Below are 12,300 nucleotides of genomic sequence, written 5' to 3' on the forward strand. Positions count from 1 at the left end.
AGCGTGCAGGGGGTGGGCAGGTCTCAGCCCTTGACGGCACCCTGGAGGCCGCCGACGATGCGGCGCTCGAAGGCGGTGAAGAACACCAGCGCGGGGATCATCGACAGCGAGGTGAAGGCCAGGACGGCGGCCGTGTCGGAGGCGTACTGGGAGTGGAACTGCTGGATGCCCAGGGGCAGCGTGAAGCTGCTGGTCTTGCTCAGCACGAACAGCGGCAGCAGGTAGCTGTTCCAGCTGGCGACGAACGTCAGGATGCCGGTGGTCAGAACGCCGGGCAGCGACAGCGGCAGCACCATCCGGAAGAAGAAGCCGAGCCTGCTGCAACCGTCGACCGCGGCCGCCTCCTCGATCTCGTCCGGGATCGCCTGCAGGAACGGCACCAGGATGATGATCGTCGTCGGCAGGCCGAAGGCGACCTGGGGCAGGATGACCCCGAGCAGCGAGTCGGTCAGGTTCAGCTTGTCCAAGATGATGAACAGCGGCGTGATGGCCACGGTGATCGGGAACATCAGGCCCGCCGCGAACAGGCCGAACATGAGTCCCCGACCTCTGAACCTGTACCGGGCGATCACGAAGCTGGCCGACACGCCCATCGCGACGACCAGCAGGGTCGTCACCCCACCCACGATCACGGAGTTGGCGAACTCGCGCCAGAAGGTCGAGGACGACAAGACGTTGCTGTAGTTCGCGAACCGCCAGGGGCTGGGCAGGCCGGCCGGGTCGACCGTCAGCTGGGAGTTGTCCCGGAAGCCGCCCAGGACGATGTAGGCCACCGGTGCGAGCGTGAGGCCGATGACGACGAGCGCGATGAAGTAGACGGCGGGGCTGCCCCAGGGGAGCTTCCTCCTCTGCGGACGTCCGCTGGCACGGCGGGAGCGCGACGGGCCGGGGGCGGCGTCGAGGGTCGAGGTCGTCATCAGCGCCTTCCTCCATCGGTCACCGAGCCGGAGATGTCACGCCGAAGCACGAAGCGCTGGTAGAGCAGCGCCACGATCAACGAGATGACGAACAGGACGACGGCGACCGCGTTGCCGTAGCCGTAGAGACCGGTCCGGGGACCGTAGTGCGCCATGTAGGTCGCCATCGTCGAGACTCCGTCGCGGTCGAGGTTGAACTCGCCCCAGACGATCCAGGGCAGGTCGAAGAGCTGGAGCGCGCCGATGATGGACAGGAACGCCCAGATCCGGATCGTGGGGCCGAGCAGCGGGAGGGTGATGTTGCGCTGCATCTGCCAGTACGACGCTCCGTCGATCGAGGCGGCCTCGTAGAGCTCCTCGGGGATGTTCTGCAGGCCGGCCATCAGCAGGATCACGGCGAAGCCCAGGTACTTCCATGTCAGGATCGCCATCAGCGTCCACAGACCGAGGTGAGGGCCGAGCCACTGCACCTCGACGTGGCCGAAGACGTGCAGGTTGGTGAGCAAGGCGTTGATCGCACCGTTGACCGGCAGCATCAGGCTCAGGCCGGTACCGGCGATGACCTCGGAGACGACCCACGGGACGAAGACGAGCACCCGGATGATCGAGCGACCGCGCATCTCGCGGTTGAGGAGCAGCGCGAGCAGGATGGCCAGCGGGCCCTGGATGAGCAGGGAGAGCCCGGCGATCTCCACGTTGTGCAGCACGGCCCGGTGGAACTCCGGATCGGTGAGGATCACCCGGTAGTTGTGCAGGCCGATGAAGTCGCTCGGCGGCCCGTAGCCCTTCCACCGGTAGAAGCCGTAGTAGAAGGCTGCGATCACCGGCAGGATCACGAACGCGACGAAGACGACGATCGCCGGGCCCGAGAGCAGGGTGATCTCCAGACGCTCTCGCCGGCTGGCGCGGGCTCGAGGAGGACGCCCGGCGACCGCGGCGGGGGGCGACACCGCGTCAGCGCCGCCCCCTACCGTGGTCGTGTCGAGCGAGCTCGCCAAGGCCGAGGTGACCTGGGGCGTTTCACTCATCGCTTGCTGTTACCCCTTGGTCGAGGCGTTGTTGACGGCGTCGACGATGCTCTGAGGGTCACTGGACTGGCCCGACATGAAGTTGACGACAGCGGTGTTCAGCGCGTTGCCGATGTTGGACCCGAACAGCGTGTCGAGGAAGAGCACGGAGTACTTCGCGTTGTTCGCGGCCTCGAGCGCCGCCTTCGATGCCGCGTCGGTGACGCTGCCCTGGGCGGCCTTGTTCGCCGGGATCGCGCTGAAGGCGGTGGCGTACTTGCTCTCCTGGTCGGCGGTGGCGAGGAAGTTCAGGAACTCGTTGCACTGCTGGGGCGCCCAGGCCGAGCAGGAGTAGCCGTCGGCGCCCTCCATCATCGCCGTCGCGTCGCCCTTGCCGTCGACCGTCGAGGGGAACGGGAAGTAGCCCAGGTCGGCGAGCGGCTTCTTGTCGGGCGTGAGGTCGCCGACCACACCCGGCTCCCAGGCGCCCATCAGCTCGCCGGCGACCTTGTGGTTCGCCAGCAGGCCGGCTGTGGAGGCGGCACTGCCCTGCGCGGCGGTGTTGAACGCGTCCTTCTCGAACGGCTTGGTCGCGACGAAGGTGCCGAGGTCCTTGCCGGCCTGGAGGAAGCACGGGTCGGCGAACTGGGCGCTCGAGGCGGCCTTGTTGAGCGCGTCCTGGCTGCAGTCCCGGACAGCGAACATGTAGTACCAGTGCGCGGCCGGCCAGCCGTCCTTGCCGCCGACGGCGAGCGGGGTGCCGGCGGCCTGCAGCTTGGCGGCGTCGGAGGTCAGGTCGGCGATCGTCGTCGGCGTACCGGTGAGGCCGGCCTTCTTGAACAGGTCCGTGCTGTACCAGATCCCCTCGGGCGTGATGGAGAGCGGGACGCCGTAGGTCTTGCCGTCGGCCTGGAAGATCGACTGTGCGCCGGTGCTGATGTTGCTCGAGGCGTCGCCGGAGAGGGTGAGCTCGCCGAGCTGGCCCGCCTGCACCATTGCGAGCATCTTGCCGCCGCCGCGCTGGAACATGATGTCCGGCGCCGAGCCCTTGCCGGCCTGCAGGGCCGTTTGGAGCTTGCCGTCGTAGTCCTCGTTCTGGACGCTCTGCACCTTGATCGTCACGTTCGGGTGCTGGGTGTGGAAGGCCGTTGCCGCGTCCTTGAAGAACTGCACGCCGGGCCCGGTCGTGGAGTTGGTCCACAACGTCATGGTGACCTTGGCGTTGGCATCGCCGGACGAGCCCGACGCGTCGTTGCTGCTACCGCAGGCAGCCGTCGTCAGGAGCAGGCCCGCAGCGGCGACGGCGAACGCCGACCGCCGAGCCCGGGTGGGGTTGAAGGACATCAGACACCTCGTTGAGTCAGGTCGGCGTGTGAACCACGCCACAACACCCGGGACTCTCTCAAGCCGAACGCCACCGTGTCAATCGTTATCGATAACGTTTTCGTAGATCGTCGACCCCGTATCGCCGAGCGGCCCGGCGCGACGACGTCAGCGCCCTGCGAGGATCCTCTGGTAAGCGGCTGCGAGCAGTACCGGATCGTGCCGCGCGGAACCGTCGGCCATGGCGATCCGGTCCGTCACCAGCCGTGCTCCCATCGCGTCGGTCATCTCGCGCAGGGCGTCCAGGCCCTCCAGCGACGCGTCGGCCAGGACCGTGTGCACCTGCAGGTCCGGGGCGTGCTCGGCCAGCACGCCGAGGTGGTCGGCCGGTCCGAAACCAGGGGTCTCCCCCGCTTGCTCGGCCAGGTTGAGCACCACCACCACCCGGGCGGAGGTCGCGACGAGGGCGTGGCGCAGCGCGGGCACCATCAGGTGCGGCAGCACCGAGGTGAACCACGAGCCGGGCCCGATCACCACCCAGTCCGCCTCGGCGATGGCCCGCAGCGCGTCCGGGCTGGCCGGCGGATCCTCGGGCTCGAGCGCGATGGAGTGGATGACGCCGTCGGTGGTGGCGACCTCGACCTGGCCCGTCACCGTCGTCAGTGCGTCGGGGTCAGCCGGGTCGATGCCCCGCACCTCCGCCCGGATCTCCATCGGCACCAGGGCCATCGGCAGCACCCGACCCCGGGCGCCCAGGAGCCGACCGACCCAGTCGAGCGCGGCGACGTGGTCGCCGAGCAGCTCCCACAGACCGACGATGAGGAGGTTGCCGAGATTGTGGCCGTTCATCTCCCCCTCGCCGGCGAAGCGGTGCTGCAACACGTTCGCCCAGGTCACGCCCCAGTCGTCGCGGCCGCACAGCGCCGCCAGCGCCATCCGCAGGTCGCCGGGCGGGAGCACGCCGAACTCCCCGCGCAGCCGGCCCGAGGAGCCGCCGTTGTCGGCGACCGTGACCACGGCGGTGAGCTCGTCGACGATGACCTCCTCCAGCAGGATGCGCAGCGCCGACAGCGACGCGTGCAGCCCGTGGCCACCACCGAAGGCGACGACCGAGACGGCGCGCTCCGCGACGTCGGGAGGCAGCAGTCCCACCGATAGGTTGGCGTCGCTCACGCTCACTCCCGGCCCAGGTCGCGGTGGGCGGTGGCCGCGTCGTGGCCCAGCGCCCGCAGTCGTCGGGCGATCTCCTCCGACATCGCCACGCTGCGATGCTTGCCGCCCGTGCAGCCGATGGCGATCCGCATGAAGCGCTTGCCCTCGCGCAGGTAGCCCGGCGCGACCCCCGCCAGCACCGCCACGTAGCCGTCGAGGAACTCCTGGGCACCCGGCTGACCGTAGACGTACTCCGCCACGTCGGCGTCCGTGCCGTTGCGTGCTCGCAGCTCGGGGATCCAGTGCGGGTTGGGCAGGAACCGCATGTCGGCGACGAAGTCCGCGTCGACGGGGATGCCGTACTTGAAGCCGAAGCTGATCACCGTCACCGACAGCCGGGTGCGCTCCGGCGTACCGAACGCCTGGGCCACCCGGTCGGTGAGCTGGTGCACGTTGAGCGCCGAGGTGTCGATGACCAGGTCGGCCAGCGCCCGCAGCTCACCGAGCACGATGCGCTCGCGCTGGAGCGCATCGAGCAGCCGATCCTTGCCCTGCATGGGATGTGGCCGGCGCGCAGCCTCCTGGCGGCGCACCAGCACCTCGTCGGTGGCATCGAGGAACAGCAGTGTCTTCTCCCGGCCCAGCGCCTCGTGCTGGAACTCGTCGATGAGCTGGTCGAAGAATGCGCCCGACCGTACGTCGACCACCACCGCGATCGGCTGCTGCCGGCCGCGAGCGGCGTCCACCAGCCGCACCACGTCCGGAAGCAGTCCGGGCGGCAGGTTGTCGACGACGTAGAAGCCGAGATCCTCCAGCTCCTTGGCCGCGGTGCTGCGGCCCGCACCGGTCATGCCGGTGACGACGACAAGCTCGCCGGAGGGGTCCTGGCCCACGTTCAGATCTCCTCAATCTCGCCGGTGGTGACGTTGACAGCAACCCTAGGGGTCGCGGCGCCGGCTGCGACGGCATCCTTGATGGCGCGCGCCGTGGCCGGGCCGATGCCGGGCACCTCGGCGATCTCCTCGACCGTCGCGGCGCGCAGCTTGCGCAGTGAGCCGAAATGCTTCAGCAGCGTCTTGCGCCGCACCTCGCCCAGGCCGGGGACGTCGTCGAGCAGGCTCTCCACCATCGACTTGCTGCGCCGGCCGCGGTGATGGGCGATGGCGAAGCGGTGCGCCTCATCCCGCAGCCGCTGCAGCAGGTAGAGCCCCTCGGAGCTGCGCGCCAGGATCACCGGATCCTCCTCGTCGGGCAGCCAGACCTCCTCCAGCCGCTTGGCCAGGCCCGCGACCGGGATGTCGTCGATCCCGAGCTCCGCGAGCGCTCGCCGGGCGGCCGCGACCTGGGGCGCCCCTCCGTCGACCACGACCAGACCCGGCGCGTAGGCGAACTTCCGCGGCCGGCCGGTCTCGGGGTCGACCAGCATCGGGCCGCCGTCGCCCTCGACCGAGGTCGAGGTGGCCTGCTCGTCCAGCAGCCGGCGGAACCGGCGCGTGATGACCTCGTGCATCGCGCGGACGTCGTCGGAGCCGTCCTGGCCCTTGATGATGAACCGCCGGTACTCGCTCTTGCGCGCCAGCCCGTCCTCGAAGACGACCATGCTGGCCACGATCTCGCTGCCCTGCAGGTGGGAGATGTCGTAGCACTCGATCCGCAGCGGCGCCTCCTCCAGCGCCAGGGCGTCGCGGATCTCCTCCAGCGCCCGGTTGCGGGTGGTCAGGTCGCTGGCGCGCTTGGTCTTGTGCAGCGCCAGGGCCTGCTTGGCGTTGGCCGCCACCGTCTCCTGCAGCGCCCGCTTGTCGCCGCGCTGCGGCACCCGGACCTGCACCTTGGCGCCGCGGACGTCGGCGAGCAGTGCCTCCATCGTCTCGACGTCGGGCGGCAGCGCCGGGACCAGGATCTCGCGCGGGATCGCCTCGGCGTCCTCACCTGCGTAGAGCTGGAGCAGGAAGTGCTCGACCAGCTCGGCTGTGTCGCCCTCCTCCACGCGGTCGGCGACCCACCCCCGCTGGCCCCGGATCCGGCCGCCGCGGACGTAGAAGATCTGCACCCCGACCTCGAGCGGGTCCTCGGCCAGGGCGATGACGTCGGCGTCGGCCCCGTCGCCGAGCACGACCGCCTGCTTCTCCAGCGCCCGCTGCATGGCACCGAGGTCGTCGCGAAGCCGGGCGGCGCGCTCGAAGTCGAGAGCGTCGCTGGCGGCGTACATCTGCTTCTCGATCCGGCGCAGGAAGCTCGCCGTCTGGCCGCCCATGAAGTCGCAGAAGTCGTCGACGATCGCGCGGTGGTCCTGCGGGCTGATCTTCCCCACGCACGGCGCGCTGCACTTGTCGATGTAGCCCAGCAGACACGGACGCCCGATCTGCTGGCTTCGCTTGAAGACCCCGTTGGAGCACGAGCGCATCGGGAAGACCCGCAGCAGCACGTCGACCGTCTCCCGGATCGCCCAGGCGTGCCCATAGGGACCGAAGTAGCGGGTGCCCTTGCGCTTGGCGCCACGGCCGACCATCACCCGCGGGAACTCCTCGCTCAGCGTCACCGCCAACCAGGGGTAGGACTTGTCGTCGCGGTACTTCACGTTGAAGCGCGGATCGAACTCCTTGATCCAGGAGTACTCCAGCTGCAGCGCCTCGACCTCGGTGTTGACCACCGTCCACTCGACGCTGGCCGCCGTGGTCACCATCGTGGCCGTGCGGGGGTGCAGGTTGCCGATGTCCTGGAAGTAGGACGTCAGGCGCGGCCGCAGCGACTTCGCCTTGCCGACATAGATCACCCGGCCCTTCGCATCGCGGAACCGGTAGACACCCGGCTGGGTCGGGATCTCCCCCGGCTTGGGCCGGTAGCTGCGCGGATCTGCCACGCACCAACCCTAGTTGCGGGCACCGACACTCCCATGCTGAGGTAGCAGGATCGATTGTCTGGTGTCTTAGTATAGTTACATGCGTATCTTGGACCCCTACGGCTACGGCCTGAGCACGAGCCAGGAAGCCGCCGCGGCGTACATCCGGGGCGTCGGCGACATCCTGAAGCTGCGGGCGGGTGCGCTGAGCCACATCGCCGAGTCGATCGCGCACGACCCGACCTTCGCCCTGGGCCATGCCGCACTGGCGCTTCTCGGCCACGAGATGTGCGCGCCGGTCGACGTCGACGCCCGGCTGCGACAGGCCGAGCAACTCGCCGGCCGGACCAGCGAGCGCGAGCGCAGCCACGTCCACGCCATCGGCGCCCACGTCCGCGGCGACTCGCGACCGCTGATCGACCATGTCGCCGCCTACCCGCGCGACGCCCTCCTGCTCTCCTCGGCCGTCCCCACCATCGCGTTCGCCGGCGCCACCGAGGTGCCGGAGGAGTCCTGGGCGATCGTGGAGCGCTGCATCCCCGCCTACGGCGACGACTGGTGGTTCACCGGACTACTCGCCTTCGTGCGACAGGAGCAGCACCGGTACGACGAGGCGCTCGCGCTGTCCTGCCGCTCGCTCGCCCAGGAGCCGGGCGCCGGCCACTCGGCGCACGCCCGCGCGCACGCACACTACGAGACAGGCGACCACGAGGCCGGCCTGGCCTGGATGGACGCCTGGGTCACCGGCGACGGCGCCGAGATCGACTCCCTCTCGCACTTCTCCTGGCACGCCGCGCTGCACGAGCTCTCGATCGGCGACATCGACGCGGTCCGCCGCCGCTACGAGGCACAGCTCCAGCCGGGCAACGCGCTCGGCTGTCGCGCGCTGGTCGACACCGGGTCGCTGCTCTTCCGGTGGGCACTGACCCCGGACGCCGGCGAGGTGCCGGCGATGGCGGAGGTGGTGCGGGTGACCGGCCGGGCCACCCTGGAGCGTCCGGCCACGCCGTTCCTGGCCATGCACGTGGCGGTGGCCCGGCTCGCGCTCGACGACGCGCCGGCGCTGCGCGAGCTGTCGGCCTGGGCGACCCGACACCGGCACCCGACGTTCCGGGAGGTGGTGGCGCCTCTCGCCGACGCCCTCGGCGCGATGGCCTCCGGCCGGTTCGGCCCCGCCGCCGACGCCCTCGGCGCGCTCTCACCGCAGATCCGCCGTCTCGGCGGGTCCGATGCCCAGCGGGAGATCATCGAGGAGGCCCGGATCGCGGCGCTGCTACGGGCCGGCCGCTGGGACGAGGCGCGGGTGCTGCTGGACCTGCGGCTCGATCGGCGGCGCTCCCCGCGCGACGAGGCCTGGCGCGCACAGCTGCTCGACTCCGCGCTCACCCCTGCCGCGCACGGCTAGGCGGATCTCGGTGCCGGGACGGTGGCGTGCGGTGCGCACCGTGCGCGCCGCACGCCACCGTCGTCCGCCTGCCGCGTCAGCTCTTGACGATGTTGCCGCCGTCGACGCTGACGGCGACCTTCTCCAACGACTGCGTGGCCGGGCCCTGCACGACCGAGCCGTCCTTGATGGAGAACTTGCTGCCGTGGCAGGTGCAGTTGATGGTGCCGCCGGAGATCGAGGTCACCGGGCAGCCCTGGTGGGTGCAGATGGCGCTGAAGCCCTCGTAGGTCCCGGCCGTGGGCTGGGTCACCACGACGGCCGCGTCGGTGTAGATCTTGCCGCTGCCGACGGTGACGTCGGAGGCCGGCCCGAGGGTCTGCGCGCTGCTGGAGCCGCTGGAGGAGCCGGCTGCCCCACCGCTGCTCGCCGCCGAGCTGCTGCCGCTCGTGTTGCTGGTGCCGGTGCTGTCGGTGGCGCTGCCGTCGCTCGACCCGCACGCCGCGAGCAGCGGTACGCCGACCCCCACGATCGCGGCGCCCCCGATGACATGCCGACGGGTGATCTTCTGCTCGGTCACAGACCAATTCCTCTCGGTGAAGGTGATTGAACTTCACACTACGTGGGCTCACCGGTCATCCAGACAAGCGAACCTGTGAAGTCTCCGAGAATCACGAGGCGGCAGGCCGTCCGGTTCAACCCCGGCCTCAGCGTGCCTTCGCCGCTGCCTTCGCCGTCGCCTTCGCCGGTGTCGAGGCCCGCTTGCGCGCCGGCTTCTTCGCCGCCGGCGGCTGCGCCGCCTCGCGACCCTGCAGCAGCGGCACGAGGAACCGCCCGGTGTAGCTGGCCGGGTCGGCCGCGACCTGCTCCGGCGTACCCTCGGCGATCACCGTGCCGCCGCGCGACCCGCCCTCCGGGCCCATGTCGATGAGCCAGTCGGCGGTCTTGATGACGTCGAGGTTGTGCTCGATCGTCAGCACCGTGTTGCCCTTGTCGACCAGGCTCTGGAGCACCTTGAGCAGCTTGCGGATGTCCTCGAAGTGCAGTCCGGTGGTCGGCTCGTCCAGGACGTAGACCGTGCGGCCGGTGGAGCGCTTCTGCAGCTCGGAGGCGAGCTTGACGCGTTGCGCCTCACCACCCGAGAGCGTGGTCGCCGGCTGTCCCAGCCGGACATAGCCGAGGCCGACCTCCACCAGCGTCGTGAGGTGACGGGCGATGGCGGGGACGGCGGCGAAGAACTCCACCGCCTCCTCGATCGGCATGTCGAGGACCTCGCCGATGTTCTTGCCCTTGTAGTGCACCTCGAGCGTCTCGCGGTTGTAGCGCTGACCGTGGCAGACCTCGCAGGGGACGTAGACGTCCGGCAGGAAGTTCATCTCGATCTTGATGGTGCCGTCGCCGGCGCACGCCTCACAGCGGCCGCCCTTGACGTTGAACGAGAACCGGCCCTGCTGGTAGCCCCGCATCTTCGCCTCCGGGGTCGCGGCGAACAGCTTGCGGACGTGGTCGAAGACACCCGTGTACGTCGCCGGGTTCGACCGCGGCGTCCTGCCGATCGGCGACTGGTCGACGTGGATCACCTTGTCGACGTTCTCCAGGCCGCTGATCGTCCGGTGCCGCCCGGGGATCGCGCGAGCGCCGTAGATCTGCTTGGCCAGCGAGGTGTAGAGGATGTCGTTGACCAGCGTCGACTTGCCCGAGCCCGAGACGCCGGTGACGGCGCAGAAGACCCCGAGCGGGAACTCGACCGTCACGTTCTTCAGGTTGTTCTCGCGGGCGTCGTGCACGGTCAGGGCGCGGCCCGGCGTCCGGGGCCGGCGCAGCTCGGGCACCGGGATCTCACGCTTGCCGGCCAGGTACTGCCCGGTCATGGAGGACTCGTTGGCGTAGAGCTCCTTGACGGTCCCGCTGTGCACCACCTGGCCACCGTGCTCACCGGCACCGGGGCCGATGTCGACCACCCAGTCGGCCACCCGGATGGTGTCCTCGTCGTGCTCGACGACGATCAGGGTGTTGCCGAGCTCCTTGAGCCGGACCAGGGTCTCGATGAGCTTCTGGTTGTCGCGCTGGTGCAGACCGATCGACGGCTCGTCCAGGACGTAGAGGACGCCGACCAGGCCGGCGCCGATCTGCGTCGCCAGCCGGATGCGTTGCGCCTCGCCGCCCGACAGCGACCCACTCGGCCGGTCGAGCGAGAGGTAGTCCAGACCCACGTCGAGCAGGAAGCGCAGCCGCTCCTGGATCTCCTTGAGCACCCGCTCGGCGATCTGCTTCTCGCGCTCGCTCAGCTCGATGCCGTCGAGGTAGGCGGCGGCCTCGTTGATCGGCAGCGCACAGACCTCGGCGATGTTCTTGCCGCCCTCCTCCTTGGCACCCAGCGTGACGGCCATGGAGACGGGCTTGAGCCGGCTGCCGGAGCAGACCGGGCACGGCACCTCGCGCATGAAGCCCTCGAAGCGCTCCCGGCTGGTGTCGGACTCGGCCTCCCGGTGACGGCGCTCGATGTAGGAGCGCACACCCTCGAAATCGGCGTCGTAGGCGCGCTGGCGGCCGTAGCGGTTGCGGGTGACGACGTGCACCTTCGTGCTGTGCCCGTCGAGGATCGCACGCTGGGCCTTGACCGAGAGCTCCTCCCACGGGGTGTTCAGGTCGAAGCCGAGCTCCTGGCCGAGCGCACCCATCAGCCGCAGGAAGTACTCGGCGATGTGGGCATGGCTCCACGGCTGGATGGCGCCCTCGCCGAGGGTGGCCTGCGGGTTCGGCACGACCAGCTCGGGGTCGACCTCCATCCGGGTGCCGAGCCCGGAACAGGCCGGGCAGGCGCCGAACGGGCTGTTGAACGAGAACGAGCGCGGCTCGAGGTCGTCGGTGTCGATGGCGTGGTCGTTCGGGCACGACATCTTCTCGCTGAACTTGACCTGCTCGCCGGTGTCGACGAAGTCGAAGACGATGAGGCCGCCGGCCAGCTCCAGGGCGGTCTCCACCGAGTCGGTGAGCCGGCGCTTGCTCGACTCCTTGACCGCCAGCCGGTCGACCACGACCTCGATCGTGTGCTTCTTCTGCTTGTCGAGCGTCGGCGGGGCATCGAGCTGGTAGGTCTCGCCGTCCACCCGGGCACGGCTGTAGCCCTGCTGCTGCAGCTGGGAGAAGAGCTCGACGTACTCGCCCTTGCGGCCGCGGATGACCGGCGCGAGCACCTGGAAGCGCCGGCCCTCCTCCAGGGCGAGGACGCGGTCGACGATCTGCTGCGGCGTCTGCCGCTCGATCGGCGCGCCGCAGACGGGACAGTGCGCACGGCCGGCGCGCGCGTAGAGCAGGCGCAGGTAGTCGTAGACCTCGGTGATGGTGCCGACCGTCGAGCGCGGGTTCTTCGAGGTCGACTTCTGGTCGATCGACACGGCCGGGCTCAGGCCCTCGATGAAGTCGACGTCGGGCTTGTCCATCTGGCCGAGGAACTGGCGCGCGTACGCCGAGAGCGACTCGACGTAGCGCCGCTGGCCCTCGGCGAAGATGGTGTCGAAGGCGAGGCTCGACTTCCCCGAGCCGGACAGGCCGGTGAACACGATCAGCGCATCGCGGGGCAGGTCGAGCGAGACGTCCTTGAGGTTGTGCTCACGCGCACCCCGGATGATGAGCTGGTCCGCCACCGCGGTCCCTTCTGAAGAGCTTGACTCGAAC

General features: G+C 69.8%; 9 protein-coding genes. 1 reads left to right on the forward strand and 8 read right to left on the reverse strand.

The features are described 5' to 3' along the window. Positions 1 to 23: 23 nt before the first annotated feature. From P5P86_RS13125 to uvrC, 6 genes are all read right to left on the reverse strand, one after another. Positions 24 to 917, reverse strand: coding sequence for a carbohydrate ABC transporter permease (locus tag P5P86_RS13125; RefSeq protein ID WP_280607887.1), 894 nt, complete (start codon positions 915 to 917; stop codon positions 24 to 26). Next, positions 917 to 1,945 (reverse strand): carbohydrate ABC transporter permease, encoded by a 1,029-nt coding sequence (locus P5P86_RS13130; protein ID WP_280607888.1) that lies wholly within the window; start codon positions 1,943 to 1,945, stop codon positions 917 to 919. The genes P5P86_RS13125 and P5P86_RS13130 overlap by 1 nt, the downstream gene beginning before the upstream one ends. Before the next feature lie 9 nt (positions 1,946 to 1,954). Further along, a complete protein-coding gene (locus P5P86_RS13135) occupies positions 1,955 to 3,268 on the reverse strand; it encodes an ABC transporter substrate-binding protein (RefSeq protein WP_280607889.1) in 1,314 nt (437 codons plus the stop codon). Between the two features lie 147 nt (positions 3,269 to 3,415). Then, positions 3,416 to 4,426 (reverse strand): gluconeogenesis factor YvcK family protein, encoded by a 1,011-nt coding sequence (locus P5P86_RS13140; RefSeq protein WP_280607890.1) that lies wholly within the window; start codon positions 4,424 to 4,426, stop codon positions 3,416 to 3,418. Beyond that, positions 4,423 to 5,250, reverse strand: coding sequence for an RNase adapter RapZ (gene rapZ, locus P5P86_RS13145; RefSeq protein ID WP_280611262.1), 828 nt, complete (start codon positions 5,248 to 5,250; stop codon positions 4,423 to 4,425). Before rapZ ends, P5P86_RS13140 begins: the two co-directional genes overlap by 4 nt. A gap of 44 nt (positions 5,251 to 5,294) precedes the next feature. Continuing rightward, positions 5,295 to 7,259 (reverse strand): excinuclease ABC subunit UvrC, encoded by a 1,965-nt coding sequence (uvrC, locus tag P5P86_RS13150; RefSeq protein WP_280607891.1) that lies wholly within the window; start codon positions 7,257 to 7,259, stop codon positions 5,295 to 5,297. Positions 7,260 to 7,338: 79 nt separating this feature from the next. Here uvrC and P5P86_RS13155 point away from each other — a divergent pair, with 79 nt between their 5' ends. Further along, the gene (locus P5P86_RS13155) at positions 7,339 to 8,643 is read left to right on the forward strand and encodes a tetratricopeptide repeat protein (protein ID WP_280607892.1); all 1,305 of its coding nucleotides are present in this window, start codon (positions 7,339 to 7,341) and stop codon (positions 8,641 to 8,643) included. A gap of 76 nt (positions 8,644 to 8,719) precedes the next feature. Here P5P86_RS13155 and P5P86_RS13160 read toward each other — a convergent pair whose 3' ends face one another. Beyond that, positions 8,720 to 9,202, reverse strand: coding sequence for a Rieske (2Fe-2S) protein (locus P5P86_RS13160; RefSeq protein ID WP_280607893.1), 483 nt, complete (start codon positions 9,200 to 9,202; stop codon positions 8,720 to 8,722). Between the two features lie 127 nt (positions 9,203 to 9,329). Next, positions 9,330 to 12,269, reverse strand: a complete 2,940-nt coding sequence (uvrA, locus tag P5P86_RS13165; RefSeq protein ID WP_280607894.1) for an excinuclease ABC subunit UvrA — start codon at positions 12,267 to 12,269, stop codon at positions 9,330 to 9,332. Positions 12,270 to 12,300 lie beyond the last annotated feature (31 nt).

The sequence above is a fragment of the Nocardioides sp. BP30 genome (assembly GCF_029873215.1).
Taxonomy (GTDB): Bacteria; Actinomycetota; Actinomycetes; order Propionibacteriales; family Nocardioidaceae; genus Nocardioides.

Excerpts from the sequence above, each read along its gene's own strand:
- P5P86_RS13130 (WP_280607888.1), bottom strand. The coding sequence starts at position 1,945 with ATGAGTGAAACGCCCCAGGTCACCTCGGCCTTGGCGAGCTCGCTCGAC.
- rapZ (WP_280611262.1), bottom strand. The coding sequence starts at position 5,250 with ATGACCGGTGCGGGCCGCAGCACCGCGGCCAAGGAGCTGGAGGATCTC.
- P5P86_RS13135 (WP_280607889.1), bottom strand. The coding sequence starts at position 3,268 with ATGTCCTTCAACCCCACCCGGGCTCGGCGGTCGGCGTTCGCCGTCGCC.
- P5P86_RS13155 (WP_280607892.1), top strand. The coding sequence starts at position 7,339 with ATGCGTATCTTGGACCCCTACGGCTACGGCCTGAGCACGAGCCAGGAA.
- P5P86_RS13125 (WP_280607887.1), bottom strand. The coding sequence starts at position 917 with ATGACGACCTCGACCCTCGACGCCGCCCCCGGCCCGTCGCGCTCCCGC.